Raw genomic sequence first — 12,819 nt, 5'->3', positions numbered from 1 at the left:
AAGTGCAAGTGCAAGTGCAAGTGCAAGTGCAAGTGCAAGTGCAAGTGCAAGTGCAAGTGCAACACGTCGACAATTAACTCGCGGTGGGGTTCACGATGATTGCGGTGGGTGTTTGGCCGAGGCGAAACCGATGGCTCCCACCGCGCCTAACCAGAGCTCTTGGTTTCCGATGCAGACCCATCCGCGACGCACGCGGTGCGGAGTGGGAGTTGATGAGTGCGTTGTCACTAGCGCCGAATGTGCGAGGGCACGGATTCCAGATGCACCACTACCGTGGCTGTGCGGGGGACCCGCTTATGAGCTTGCGGTGTGAGCCGCTTTCTTTGCTTATCTTTCTTTGCGGCGGCAAAGAAAGTAAGTGCTGCCCCGCACAGGGGCGACGCTAATAGACCAATAAGAAATCAAGGAAAGGCCAAAAAAAAACCAATTCGAGGAAAGGCCAACGCCGCAGGCAAACCAGAGACCAAATAGCAATTGAAAGAAAGCCCAACGCTATAGGCAAACAGACGATCAATCGCCGCGCGGGCAAAAAAACCAATCCCCGCGCTACGCGCAAAACCTTCGAACTCTCAAGCACTTACCCGGAATATCCAGGCCTTATCAACAAGCCTATAAACAAAATCTGTGGATAAGCCACGCAACCGCGGCACACCCTTCGAGACGCCCATCGCCCATCGCCACGAGCGGCTTAGCCGCTCACCCCTGCATCTCCCCGCACCGCGGGCAACAACCCGATCTGCATCAAGCACTTAAGCCCGTAGCCCCAGAGTTATCAACAACCCTGTCAACATAAACTGGGGATAACGTCGAGACATGCCACCGGCTCATTGAAGACGAATACTGCACCCAAAAACATCCCTTGGCTCATTCCGCACCGCACCCAAAAATCGCAGCGCGCTCAACGTGTTAGCCCGCTTGTCAGATAGTTTTCAACAGCCTCATCAACATAAACTGGGGATAAGTCCGCAACCATCAGTACGGAATCCCAGGTTTAGTCCGAAGCGCCCACCTTCGTCGCAGAAACTGCCGGCGTCGCCGCCACAGTCGGCTCCGATTCCACCGGTGGATTTCCCATCGCCTGGAACAAGGCCGCGGTGTCCGTCAGTCGCGCACTCGTATAGCGAATCTCATCAAGCTGCGCATTACGAAACTGCTGTTCGCTCGAACGTGTCGACGCAATCGACAACGCGCCCAGCCGGTAGCGTCCCGACGTCTCGTCGAAAATTTCTTGCGCCGAGCGCGCGGCAATGTTCGCCGCGTCGAGCGCTTGCGTGTCGTGCTGCAACGCTGCAAGCGTGTCGGCGACGTTCTGGAATGCGGCCAGCACGGTTTGCTTGTACTGCGAAACCGTGGCGTCATACGTGTCCATCGCCGCGCGGCGCTGCGCGAACAGCGCGCCGCCATGAAACAGCGGTTGTGACAAAGACGCGCCAATGCTCCATATCGCCCCCGCGCCGGACAGCGCCACCGGCCAGCTAAAGCCGCCTTGTCCCATCGATGCACTCAGCGAAAGACTCGGGAACATCTGCGCGGTCGCCACGCCGACATCGGCCGCGGCAGCTTTCAGCGCGGCGTCCGCGGCCTGAATGTCGGGCCGCGAGCGCAGCAATTCGGATGGCACCACGACCGGCACCTGCTCAGGCACGTGCAGCTGCGCAAGGTCGAGGTCGTCCGGCGCCGCGTCCGGCGTGCGGCCGAGCAGCACGGCCAGAGCATGTCGCGTCGTCAGCCATTGCTGCTTCAAACCCGGCAAACTCGCGGACAGACTCGCGGCACTCTGTTGCGCATTCAACTGATCGGCGTGCGAGACCGCACCTAATGCGTAGCGCCGTTGCGTGTCGCGCGCCTGGTCGTTGGCAATCGTCACAAGCCGCTCGGTCGTGTCGATCTGCGCATGCAGCGCCGCGCTCGTAATCGCTGCCGTCACGATGTTGGCGGCCAGCGCCCGGCGCGCGGCATCGAACTGATAGGCCTGCACATTCACGCGAGCAGCGAGCGCCGCATCGGCGAGACGCGCGGCGCCGAACAGGTCGAACGTATAGTGCGCTTGCAACTGACCGACGAAGACGTTGTACAGAAACGTGTTCGGTCCAATTTCGGGTATCGCCAGCGCGCGGTTGCGGGTCACCTGGCCACCGGCGTCGATGGTCGGCAGCAGCGAACTGCCGATCTGCGCGCGCAATTGCTCGCGCGCGGCGGCAAGGCTCTTGTCGGTGGCGGCGAGCGTCGGGCTGTTGCGTAAGCCTTCATCGACCAGCGCATTCAGCGCATCCGATTGATACAGCTTCCACCATTCGGGCACGGGCTGGGCGCCGACCACGAATTGCTGGGTAATGCCCTGTGCGGGCACGGTTTGCGTCGGCTGCGCCTCGGCGCCGTAGTGCGCCGGTTGCGGCATGGCGGGCGGCGCGCCGTTCGGGCCGAACGAGCAGGCGGCCAGCGCCAGCGCGGCGGCGCCGGTAAGTGTGAGGCGCAGCTGTCGAGGGAATGCGAAGTTCACCATGATCTCAATTCCCCGTATGCGTCGTGCCGGACACGGACGGCGTCTGCGGTTCGCGCTCGTCGGCGCGCACTCTGAACGACATGGCATACAGGGCCGGTAGATAGAACAACGTGAGGATCGTCGCGCTGGTGATGCCGCCCATTAGCGCGGTCGCCATCGGGCCGAAGAAGTTCGAACGCAACAGCGGAATCAGCGCGAGCACGGCTGCTGCGGCAGTCAGCGTGATCGGCCGGAAGCGCCGCACCGTCGCGCCGACGATCGCGTCAAAGCGCTTATGCCCCGCAGCGATGTCCTGCTCGATCTGATCGACCAGAATCACCGAGTTGCGCATGATGATGCCGAACATCGCGATCACTCCGAGCATCGCGACGAAGCCGAACGGCTGGCCGAACAGCAGCAGCGTGATGACCACGCCGATCAGGCCGAGCGGCGCGGTCAGGACCACCATCAGCACGCGCGCGAAACTCTGCAGCTGGATCATCAGCAGCGTCAGGACTGCAATGATCATGATCGGCATCTGCGCATTGATCGATGTTTGACCCTTGCCGCTTTCCTCGACCGAGCCGCCGATTTCGATCCGGTAGCCAACTGGCAGCGTGGCGCGAATCTGGCTCAAGGCCTTGTCGACGGCGTGCGTGACGTCGATCCCTTGCGCGCCGGGCGCGACGTCGGATTGCACGGTGATCGTGGGTTGCCGGTCGCGCTCCCAGATCACACCGTATTCGAGGTCGTTACGCAAATGGCCCAGTGTGCCGAGCGGAACCGGCCCGTTCGGCGTCGGCATGGCCAGCGTGACGAGGCGCGCAGGGTCGACGCGTTCCGCTTTGGGCGCGCGCAGATCGACGCTGATCAGCTTGTCGCGCTCGCGATACTGGGTGACCGTGTAGCCGGAGAGTGTCATCGCGAGGAAGCTCGAGATGTCTTCGGAGCTCACGCCGAGTTCGCGCGCTTTCTTCTGGTCGACTTCGAAGCGCACCGAGCGCTCGGCGGGCTCATCCCAGTCGAACTGGACGTTGCGGGTGCCGTGGTCGGCGCGCATGGTTGCGGCCACGCGCTCGGCGATCGAACGTACGGTGGCGATATCGTCGCCGCTGACGCGAAACTGCACGGGATAGCCGACCGGCGGCCCGTTCTCCAGACGCGACAGGCGGGTGCGAATCGCCGGGAAGTTGTTGCGCAATTCCGGCTCGAGCCACTGCGCGAGCTTCTCGCGATCCTTCACCGATTTCGCCGTGATCACGAACTGCGCGAAATTGGGCTGCGGCAATTGCTGATCGAGCGGCAGATAGAAACGCGGCGCGCCGGTACCCACGAAGTCCACCGTATGATCAATTTCCGGACGGCCCACCAGCGCTTTCTCCAACCGCTCTGCCTGCCGCAATGTCGCGTCGAATGAAGCGCCTTCGGGCAAGCGCACATCCACCAGCAACTCGGGACGGTCCGAGCTCGGGAAGAACTGCTGCGGCACCAGCGTGAAGCCTGCCATGGCCAGAACGAACAGCACGATGGTGATCGCCAGCACGACGAAACGCCGTTCGATGCACCAACCGACCCAGCCACGCAAGCGCTTGTAAAAACGGGTGTCGTAGATGTCGTGTTCGTGATCGTCCGCTTCGTGTGCCTGACGCTTGCGCTCCGGCAACATGTGATAGCCGAGCAACGGAATCAGCACCACGGCCGCGAGCCACGACGCGATCAGCGCGATCGCCGACACTTCGAAGATCGAGCGCGTGTATTCGCCGGTACTCGACTTCGCCAACGCAATCGGCAGGAAGCCGGACACGGTCACGAGCGTCCCGGTCAGCATCGGAAAAGCGGTACTGGTGTATGCAAAGGCGGCTGCGCGCGTGCGGTTCCAGCCTTGCTCGAGTTTCACCGACATCATTTCGACGGCGATGATCGCGTCATCCACCAGCAGCCCTAACGCCAGCACGAGCGTGCCCAACGACACCTTGTGCAGGCCGATATCGAACAGATACATGCACAGCGCCGTGACGGCGAGCACGACAGGTATCGAGATCACGACCACCATGCCGGTGCGCACGCCCAGCGACAGCAGGCTGACCACCAGCACGATCGCAATGGCCTCGGCGACGGCCTCGAGAAAATCGTCGACTGAAAGCGCCACGGCGTGGGGCATGCTCGACACTTCGACCAGGTGCAAACCGGCGGGCAGGGAGGCGCGCAGCTTGACGGTCTCCTGATCGAGCGCCTTGCCCAGACGAATCACGTCGCCGCCAGGCTGCATCGTGACGCCGATGCCGAGCACCGCCTTGCCGCCGGAGCGCATTTGCGTGGCGACCGGGTCGTCGTAACCGCGCTTGATGGTCGCGATGTCGCCGAGACGGAACGAGCGGTTATTGATGCGGATCAGCGTGTCGGCGAGCGCATTGATGTCCTGGAACTGACCGGTGGGGCGAACGAACACGCGGTCGTCGGTGGTGGTCAAGGTGCCCGCCGGCGCGACGCTGTTCTGCGAATTGATCGCCTGGCCGAGTTGCTGCGGCGAGATGCCGAGGCGCGTGAGTTGCGTGTTGGCGATCTCGATGTAGATGTGCTGATCCGGATCGCCGAAATAGTCGACCTTGCCGACGCCCGGCACGCGCAGCAGCACGGTGCGCAACTGGTCCGCGTAATCGTGCAGTTGCGCGGCGGAAAAGCCGTCGCCTTCGAGCGTCCAGATGTTGGTATAGACGTCGCCGAATTCGTCGTTGAAGAACGGGCCTTGAATGCCTTGCGGCAAGGTCGCCGCGATGTCGCCGACTTTCTTGCGCACCTGATACCAGGTTTCGGGCACGTCCTTGACCGGCGCCGAGTCTTTCATCGAAAAGAACATCAACGATTCGCCAGGGCGGGAGTAACTGCGCACGAAATCGATGGCAGGCGTTTCCTGCAGTTTCCGGCCGATCCGATCGGTGACCTGTTCCTGTACCTGGCGCGCAGTCGCGCCGGGCCAGAAGGTGCGGATCACCATCACGCGGAACGTGAAGGGCGGGTCTTCGGATTGGGCAAGACGCGTATAGGCGAGGACGCCGAACGCGGTGGCGAGCGCGATCAGGAAAACGACCAGCGCCTGGTGGCGCAGCGCCCATGCGGACAGGTTGAAGCGTCCTTCTTCATGCGTGGTGCTCATGAAGCGAAGTCCTCGGGATGCAGCGGCGGGATCACGTGGACTTTTTCACCGGCGGTCACGGTATGCACACCTTGCAGCACGACGCGTTCACCGTCCTTGAGCCCCTGGCCGATCACGATCGTGCGCTCGTTATAGCGCGTGACCGTCACGCGGCGCAGTTCCAGTGTGCCGACGCCCGGCGTATCGACGCCCGGCGTACCGACGCCCGGCGCATTATCCGCAGGACGCACGACCCACACGGCCGGCTGCGTGCCGTCATGAAACAGCGCGGTGGCCGGCACGGTGAAGGCACTCGCCTGGCTCGCAGCTGAATTGGCACCTGAGTTGGCAACCGAGTTCAAGGGCGAAGGCGCGGCGAGCGCGATATCGGCGGTCATGCCCAGACGCACGTCCGGTCCGGGATTGTCGAGCGTGAGCTTGGCGCGATAAGTGCGGCTTTGCGGATCGGCGGCGGGCGACAGTTCGCGCACCCGCGCGTTGAAGCTGCGGCCGGGCAGCGCGGCCAGCGTGACCTTTGCGGTTTGCCCGACCGAGAGCGAGGCCAGCGCGCTTTCCGGCACGTCGCAGACCACGTCGATAGCGCCGCTCCATGCGAGGTTATAGACGGCCTGGCCCGCCGACACATTCTGGCCGGTGTCGGCTTGTTCGGCGGTGATCACGCCGGCGTGATCGGCAACGAGCGTGGTGTACTGCAACTGGTCTTTCGACAACGCCGCCTGTTGCGTGGCCTGATCGCGTTGCGCGGCGGCGGACGCGTAGGCGTTGGTGGTCTGTTCGAGCTGTGCGGGCGCGATCAGGTTTTCTTTTGCCTGGGCCTGGTCGCGATCGAGTTGCTGCTTCGCATACACGAAGCTGTGTTGTGCGGCTTCGAGTTGAGCCTGCGCGCCGGCGGCATTCTTCTGCGCATCCGCCGGATCCAGCCGGGCGAGTACCTGCCCGTTCTTCACCACGTCGCCCAGACGTACCCGCCGCTCGATGATCTTGCCGCTGACGCGAAACGATAACGGTGTGGAATAGCGCGCCTGCACTTCGCCGGGCAACGATGCCGCAGCCGTGGCGCTGCCGTCCGGATGCACGGCGACGGCGACCACCGGACGCGGCGCGGGCGCGGCGGGTTCTTTCTTCGAGCATGCGGCGAGCGTGACGATACCGGCGATAGCGAGGGCGAATGCTGCGCGGCGCAGGCACGCGGGGCGCGCATACCAATGGAGCTGCGGGCGCATCGCAGACAATGCGGGAGGACCGGGACGCTTCACAATTACCCCAACTGGAGACAGCGAACGAACACGGCAAGCCGCAGCGGCCCGCCAGCGAAGACGCACAGGCCGCCACATGCAATTGGCATACGCGTCTGACTTCGAATGGATGGATGCATTCTAATACACACCTGTATTTGAATGTTGTCATGAATTCGGATTCTTTTCGGTGCTAGACTTGCGCCCATGAAACGGCAACGACTTACACGCGAGCAGAGCAAGGACCAGACGCGTCAGCGTCTGCTCGACGCTGCGCAAACGATTTTTATGAAGAAAGGCTTTGTCGCGGCGAGTGTCGAAGACATCGCCGGGGCGGCGGGCTATACGCGCGGCGCGTTCTATTCGAACTTCCGCAGCAAGAGCGAGTTGTTCCTGGAACTATTGCGGCGCGACCACGAAACCATGCAGGCGGGGTTGCAGGCCATCTTCGAAAACGCGGCCTCGCGCGAAGAAATGGAAGCGCGCGTGCTGCGCTACTACAGTAGCCTGCATCGCGAAAACAAGTGCTTCCTGCTGTGGGTGGAGGCGAAGCTGCTCGCCGTGCGCGACGGCCGCTTCCGGCTGCGCTTTAACGCGTTTCTGCACGAGAAGCTCGAACAGTTGAGCGCGTACATCCGCGAGTTTTCGACGCGAGTCGGCACGCCGCTATTGCTGCCGGCTGAAACTTTGGCAATGGGCTTGATGGGCTTGTGCGACGGCGTGCAGTTCTTCTACACGGTCGACCCGCAGAACGTGCCGGCGGAGATGGCTGAAGCCGTGCTGGCGGGATTTTTCGCGCGCGTGGTGTTCGGGCGCGATGCGTAGGTCAATGCCGGCAGGCAAATGCCGGCGAATCAGTTCGTCGGCAACTGCGCGCAGGCGTCCGCAACGGGCGAGGCGCAGACGAATGAATACTGCCCGCTGTAGCGCAGGGCTTCTTCACCAACGTGCAAGACGACCTTGATGTCCGGGCACCGCTCGTAAGCGATGAAGGCCGAACAGGCAGCGGCGGACCAGCAAACCAGTGAAAACGCGATTTTTTCGAAGAGCTGAAGACGAGGTGGCATAGCGGTTAATTTCCTTTCGGGCGAATGTTACCAGATCCTAAGGGTTTATACCTAGCTATTTTCCTCAATAGACTTCGCAGGTGTGCCGCGAACGCCTCGGGAATCTGACCGGATTGTCATGTTCGGGTCAGGGTTGGGACATGGTCGGATCGATACAATCGGATCGTTGGGCAAACCCGCGCGCGCCTTGCCGCTCGGGTCGACACAGGCGTGGTTGCGCCGGCCCGGCTTTACCGAGGCAGGAGTCGTCCCATGAATCAATTGCAATCGATGCGCGTGTTCGTCAAAGTGGCCGATCTAGGCAGCTTTGTCCGCGCGGCCAGCACACTGGAACTCTCCACCGCCGTCGTCACGCGGCATGTTGCCGATCTGGAAGCGCGCCTCGGCACCCGCCTGCTCAATCGCACGACGCGCCGTCTCTCGCTGACCGAATCCGGCACGACTTATCTGGAACGCGTGCGCCATATTCTCGACGACCTCGAAGGCGTCGAGCAGATGGTGGTGGCGCGCAATCACGAACCAGTCGGGACCTTGCGCATCGTCGCCCCGGTGGTATTCGGGCTGCATAGCCTCGCGCCGGTGGTGCAGTCTTATGCGGCGTGCTATCCGGATGTGAGACCCGACGTCACGCTGGCGGATCGCCATGTCGATCTGGTGGAAGAGGGTTTCGACGTCGGCATCATGGTTGCGCGGCAGATGCGCAGCGCGAGCATCGTCACGCGGCGCCTGACCACCGGCTACATGACGGTCTGCGCGACGCCTGCGTATCTCGCGCAGCACGGCACCCCGACCCGGCCGGAAGATCTGTTGATGCATCCGTGTCTGAGCCGGCCTGCCGAACAGGGGGGCGACGAACGAGTGTTCACGGGACCCTCGGGCGAAGTCCGCGTCAGGCCGACCAACGCGATTGCGGCGAACAATACGGAAATGCTGAGGCAGTTCGCGCTGTTAGGCATGGGCGTGGCAATTCTGCCGAGCTATCTGATTGGCCGCGATCTGGCGTCCGGACGTCTCGTACCGTTGCTCGGCGATTACCGTTTGCCGCAAATCGAAATCACGATTGCTTACCCAAGCCGCCTTCATTTGCCGGCGAAAGTGCGCACCTTTATCGATCATCTGGTCGAGCATTTCAGTCAGACCGACGCTCGCGCGCGCGATCCACGCGCCGCGATGCCAAGGCGCGCGGTTGCCGGCTCCCCGGCGGTTTATGCCGGTGACCTGCCGGTGTCCGCCTTGCCGGGCGGCGACGCAGCGCGGCCGAAGCAGCGGGCCACCCGCTCGGGAATCGTGGTGTCGTCGCTTTAACGGCAGCGCGGCGCACGCGGCAAACACGTGCGTCCGCCTAGATCCAAAGGTCGTTCGCCGCGGTGCGTTCGTTGCTTTCTTCGCCGGTGTTCTTCACGCCGCGCGGTTCGATCAGCAGCAGCTTGACTTCGCGTTCGGCGTACGGCTTGTGCTCCGTGCCTTTGGGCACCACGAACATTTCTCCTGCCGAGAGCAGCACGAACCCGTCGCGCATGTCGATGCGCAATTGACCGTCGAGCACGATAAACGTCTCGTCCGTGTCGGCATGCTGATGCCAGATAAAGTCGCCTTCGATGCGGACTAGCTTGAACTGGTAGTCGTTCATTTCCGCGATGACGCGCGCTTGCCATTGGTCGCTGAAGAGCGCCAGCTTTTCGGCGAAGTTGATGGCGCGCTGAGGCCGTTGAATCGATTGATGGTTGGACATCTCGGTGCTCTCCTGAGTGGTAGGTCTCAGGCAGAAGCTTAGAGCGGCAGGCGCTATCGGGTCTTGTACGTTTGTGCGCGCGGCTCGTGGGGCTTATGCGGCTCGTGCGGCCCGCGTGGGCGTCACAGGCAGCGGTATCCGTCAGAGTGCTTACCCGGCGCTGCTGCGCGTCGAAGGCCCCAGCATCTTCAGCCAATGCGCAGGCGCCACGCCCCAAGCGCGCTTGAAGTGCCGCGTCATATGACTTTGATCGGTAAAGCCGGCTGCCGCCGATGCGTCGGCGAGCGATACGCCTTGAACCGCAAGCCGTCGTACGAGATCGAGCCGACGCATGGTCAGATAGCGGTGCGGACTCGTGCCGAACAGCGCACGAAAATCCCGCGACAGACTCCAGCGGTCACGGCCGGCGGCTGCCGCCAGTTCATCGAGCGTCACTGCGCGATCGAGCGACGCAAGCATACGCTCACGCGCCCGCTCAGCCGCGCGGTAATCCACTGGACGGCGCGTTGCCGCCGCGCCCGCCACGGCGTCGAGCGCGATAGCCAGCTCGTAGAGCGCGTCGTCCTGTTCGAGCGAATCGATTGCACAATCCATTGCGCGCAGCAGGCTCTCAGTCGCCGCAAACAGCCGCGGATCGTTCGACAGGCCGCCTTCGAGAAATGGCAACGGCTTGCCGCCGAGCGCCTGCTGGAACAGCGCCGGGTCCACATAGATCATCCGGTAGTGAAAGCCGTCGCGGGTGCCGGCCTGACCGTCATGCGGTTCGTCGGGATGCAGCACCATCGTGCCGCCGGGCAAGCTGTTACGCGTGCTGCCGCGATAACGGAAGCTCTGCACGCCTGCGAGCGTGCGGCCGATTGCGTAGGTATCGTGCCGGTGCATCGCATAACCGGCGTGATGAAAGAACGCTTCGATTCGCTCTATGCCGCTCGTGCCAGACGAATGCGGCGAGCGGTGGATCCAGTCGGCAGCCGGCCTCAGATCTGACGAAACTCCGTTCAACCTCAAGACCTGCTTTCTGCTCATGCGCCGAGACCCGGCCCGTAATTCCCGCCGACGAGACGCGTGACCGAGCTCACGTCGGCGTAGTCCTGCTCCGGCAAACCGTCGAGCATCGACAGGACTTCATTGCTCGCGCCGGCTTCGCGCGCGGCGTCGACTAGTGCGTCCTTGTAAGTCGGAAAACTGACTTCGCGCAGAACGTCGGCGATCTGCAGATCAATCGATTCGCCGGGAATAGCCGATGCGGTCATGCAAGCGCTCCTATGGGTGTGGGCTCAGGTTTGCAGGTGCTCGTTCTGCCCCGTGAAGCTTCGCTCCAGATGCCGCGACTTGGGTAGCGCGATGTGTTGCCATTGTTGCGGACGATTGTCGTCCGTGGCAGCGACGTCCGGCGCCGCGGGGGCGACGGGTGCGGCGTTGGCGCGTTCGGCAACGCTACTGGCGGTAGTGCCGTCCGGCGCGGTATGAACCGGCGCGGCGAAGCACGAGGCTGACAGCGTCACCATGGTCAACAGTGTCGAGGTTTTCATCGCCCGACCTCCTAAGCTCATGCGGCGCTGACAGTTGAGCAAGCGCTGTGCCGTCCCCGCGTCGAAAGGAGGGCGCAACTACGCGCGGTGTTGCGTGCGGCCGGCGTGTTCTACCATCTTAGCTGGCAAACCGCGGCGCCGCGCGCGCAAAAGAGACAAAACCTAATTGTAGATTCCACATGATGTCAGGAAAAAGCCGAGCCGGTTGCGAACGGTCGTGCCGCGATGATGTTGCGGCGCGCGAAGATTGGGCGCGCCGCGCGCCGCTCTAACGCAGCACCTCGAACCGTGTCCACGGCCACGACGGCCGGTCGCGCATATAGCCGTTGAGCCAGTTCCATTGCGGATGGCGCTTCATGAACGCCTGCGCGTCGAACGGCCGGCCGCACGGATGTCCCCAGCGCGCGTTGAAGGCCATGGCGCGCGCCATCTCGCTGTCGACCACCTTGCCGTCGTTGGCGCCCCACGGATTGAACGGCCCATGGTCGGTGCCGCCGAAGCGCGCGTCGTCCAGTTCGAGGTGCCCACAGATGGTGCGCGAGCACGGGTTGTCATTGCGGTCGAGGTACACGTCGTGATGATCGGCGATCATCTCTTTGGCCAGCTCGACGTCGATCTTGCCGTGATGTATCTCTGCGAGCTGCATGAAGCGCAAGCGTCGTGCGCCATTTTTGCGCACGTCCGTATAGTCTTCGCCTTCGCCAATGCACTCCTGGTTGCGGATTTTCAGATCGGTCGCGGTGTTGTAACCGCTATAGAAACCATCTTTCGTGCTCTCGAAGCCGGAAAAGTGCAGCCCCAGTTCGTAGCGCGCGATCTCGCCGGTCTTGGTGTCGCCGAGCAGCCAGCTGTTCGCATAGCCGCCGTTATTGGCAACCGCGAACATCTCGCACCATTCGCCGATGTCGTTGGCGTACTGCGACGCGCGCCGCGAGCGATAGAACTCCGGCGCACCGGTCGCGTTGTAGCCGACGAAGTTGGAGATGGTGGTTTCAGTGACCATCAGGCCCGCTTCCGTGACCCAGAAATCGGTGAGGCTGGAGATGCAGCCGGGCAAGCCTTGCATCAGGATGCGCTTGCCGCGGTCCGGCACGATGTCGAACACGACGTTGAACGCGTCGCCGGCCGCGTAGCGGTCCCACGAGTTGTGCGCCATCACGATGCGGCCGTCGCGGGTGGCATTGCCGGTGGCGATGAACGCGCTGCAATGATGGCCGCGGCGCCCACGCCACGGTTTGAGGCCGAGCTGCGGTTGCCGCGCCGCCGCGTGGCTCGGCCACCAGCTTTGCAGCAGATCCATGTAGCCGTTCCAGGCCAGCACTTCGGCGAACGGCAGTTTCGCGCCGTCGGCGATGCCCTGGATTTCGTCGGCGAATTCAGTGTCGAGCTTGTTGGCGAACTGGGAGACGGCGGCGTCGACGAAGGTGTCGAAGTCTTCGCCGGTGTCCCATTTCGCGAGGTAGCGGGCGGTGTGGATCGCGTTCTGGATTTCAGTGGCGAGCAATTGACCATGCTGCTCGCCGCGATCGTACGGCTCGCCTTCGATATGCAGAAAAATCCAGCCCGCCTGATCGCGGCGCGCGGCATCGAGAGACGGTTCGCTCATCTTCGCTCCGG

11 protein-coding genes are annotated in these 12,819 nt (G+C 63.0%); 2 read left to right on the top strand and 9 right to left on the bottom strand.

From position 1 onward, the window contains the following. Positions 1 to 991 precede the first annotated feature (991 nt). The 3 genes from PQR53_RS33935 to PQR53_RS33925 are packed head-to-tail and all read right to left on the bottom strand — an operon-like array spanning position 992 to position 6,859. Entirely contained in the window at positions 992 to 2,503 is a 1,512-nt protein-coding gene (locus tag PQR53_RS33935) for an efflux transporter outer membrane subunit (RefSeq protein WP_408464185.1), read from the bottom strand. A gap of 4 nt (positions 2,504 to 2,507) precedes the next feature. Next, positions 2,508 to 5,636, bottom strand: a complete 3,129-nt coding sequence (locus PQR53_RS33930) for an efflux RND transporter permease subunit (protein WP_408464182.1) — start codon at positions 5,634 to 5,636, stop codon at positions 2,508 to 2,510. Next, positions 5,633 to 6,859 (bottom strand): efflux RND transporter periplasmic adaptor subunit, encoded by a 1,227-nt coding sequence (locus PQR53_RS33925; RefSeq protein WP_408464179.1) that lies wholly within the window; start codon positions 6,857 to 6,859, stop codon positions 5,633 to 5,635. The genes PQR53_RS33930 and PQR53_RS33925 overlap by 4 nt, the downstream gene beginning before the upstream one ends. Positions 6,860 to 7,078: 219 nt before the next feature. Here PQR53_RS33925 and PQR53_RS33920 point away from each other — a divergent pair, with 219 nt between their 5' ends. After that, the gene (locus PQR53_RS33920; protein WP_408464176.1) at positions 7,079 to 7,696 is read left to right on the top strand and encodes a TetR/AcrR family transcriptional regulator; all 618 of its coding nucleotides are present in this window, start codon (positions 7,079 to 7,081) and stop codon (positions 7,694 to 7,696) included. Between the two features lie 29 nt (positions 7,697 to 7,725). Here PQR53_RS33920 and PQR53_RS33915 read toward each other — a convergent pair whose 3' ends face one another. Continuing rightward, on the bottom strand, positions 7,726 to 7,938 hold the full coding sequence (locus PQR53_RS33915) for a hypothetical protein (protein WP_179732450.1): 213 nt from the start codon (positions 7,936 to 7,938) through the stop codon (positions 7,726 to 7,728). A 252-nt stretch (positions 7,939 to 8,190) separates the two neighbouring features. Here PQR53_RS33915 and PQR53_RS33910 point away from each other — a divergent pair, with 252 nt between their 5' ends. Beyond that, entirely contained in the window at positions 8,191 to 9,243 is a 1,053-nt protein-coding gene (locus PQR53_RS33910) for a LysR family transcriptional regulator (RefSeq protein WP_408464173.1), read from the top strand. Between the two features lie 37 nt (positions 9,244 to 9,280). On the opposite strand, the gene PQR53_RS33905 is transcribed toward PQR53_RS33910, so the two are convergent. From PQR53_RS33905 to PQR53_RS33885, 5 genes are all read right to left on the bottom strand, one after another. Then, positions 9,281 to 9,670 (bottom strand): cupin domain-containing protein, encoded by a 390-nt coding sequence (locus PQR53_RS33905; protein WP_408464170.1) that lies wholly within the window; start codon positions 9,668 to 9,670, stop codon positions 9,281 to 9,283. Positions 9,671 to 9,820: 150 nt separating this feature from the next. Then, positions 9,821 to 10,696 (bottom strand): AraC family transcriptional regulator, encoded by an 876-nt coding sequence (locus PQR53_RS33900; RefSeq protein ID WP_408464167.1) that lies wholly within the window; start codon positions 10,694 to 10,696, stop codon positions 9,821 to 9,823. Further along, complete coding sequence (locus PQR53_RS33895; RefSeq protein ID WP_408464164.1) at positions 10,693 to 10,923, bottom strand: DUF2795 domain-containing protein; 231 nt, start codon at positions 10,921 to 10,923, stop codon at positions 10,693 to 10,695. Before PQR53_RS33895 ends, PQR53_RS33900 begins: the two co-directional genes overlap by 4 nt. Before the next feature lie 24 nt (positions 10,924 to 10,947). After that, positions 10,948 to 11,202, bottom strand: a complete 255-nt coding sequence (locus tag PQR53_RS33890) for a hypothetical protein (RefSeq protein WP_408464161.1) — start codon at positions 11,200 to 11,202, stop codon at positions 10,948 to 10,950. A gap of 268 nt (positions 11,203 to 11,470) precedes the next feature. Next, a complete protein-coding gene (locus PQR53_RS33885) occupies positions 11,471 to 12,808 on the bottom strand; it encodes a C45 family autoproteolytic acyltransferase/hydrolase (protein WP_408464158.1) in 1,338 nt (445 codons plus the stop codon). Positions 12,809 to 12,819 lie beyond the last annotated feature (11 nt).

The organism is Paraburkholderia fungorum (genome assembly GCF_046027605.1).
In the GTDB taxonomy this organism is placed as follows: domain Bacteria; phylum Pseudomonadota; class Gammaproteobacteria; order Burkholderiales; family Burkholderiaceae; genus Paraburkholderia; species Paraburkholderia fungorum_F.
The sequence above is the reverse complement of the archived record's forward strand: the minus strand, read 5'-3'. Positions and strand labels throughout refer to the sequence as shown.

What these genes read in the sequence shown, in the direction of transcription:
- PQR53_RS33920 (WP_408464176.1), top strand. Translation starts at nt 7,079, where the DNA reads ATGAAACGGCAACGACTTACACGCGAGCAGAGCAAGGACCAGACGCGT.
- PQR53_RS33910 (WP_408464173.1), top strand. Translation starts at nt 8,191, where the DNA reads ATGAATCAATTGCAATCGATGCGCGTGTTCGTCAAAGTGGCCGATCTA.
- PQR53_RS33925 (WP_408464179.1), bottom strand. Translation starts at nt 6,859, where the DNA reads ATGCGCCCGCAGCTCCATTGGTATGCGCGCCCCGCGTGCCTGCGCCGC.
- PQR53_RS33930 (WP_408464182.1), bottom strand. Translation starts at nt 5,636, where the DNA reads ATGAGCACCACGCATGAAGAAGGACGCTTCAACCTGTCCGCATGGGCG.
- PQR53_RS33935 (WP_408464185.1), bottom strand. Translation starts at nt 2,503, where the DNA reads ATGGTGAACTTCGCATTCCCTCGACAGCTGCGCCTCACACTTACCGGC.
- PQR53_RS33905 (WP_408464170.1), bottom strand. Translation starts at nt 9,670, where the DNA reads ATGTCCAACCATCAATCGATTCAACGGCCTCAGCGCGCCATCAACTTC.
- PQR53_RS33900 (WP_408464167.1), bottom strand. Translation starts at nt 10,696, where the DNA reads ATGAGCAGAAAGCAGGTCTTGAGGTTGAACGGAGTTTCGTCAGATCTG.
- PQR53_RS33915 (WP_179732450.1), bottom strand. Translation starts at nt 7,938, where the DNA reads ATGCCACCTCGTCTTCAGCTCTTCGAAAAAATCGCGTTTTCACTGGTT.
- PQR53_RS33895 (WP_408464164.1), bottom strand. Translation starts at nt 10,923, where the DNA reads ATGACCGCATCGGCTATTCCCGGCGAATCGATTGATCTGCAGATCGCC.
- PQR53_RS33885 (WP_408464158.1), bottom strand. Translation starts at nt 12,808, where the DNA reads ATGAGCGAACCGTCTCTCGATGCCGCGCGCCGCGATCAGGCGGGCTGG.
- PQR53_RS33890 (WP_408464161.1), bottom strand. Translation starts at nt 11,202, where the DNA reads ATGAAAACCTCGACACTGTTGACCATGGTGACGCTGTCAGCCTCGTGC.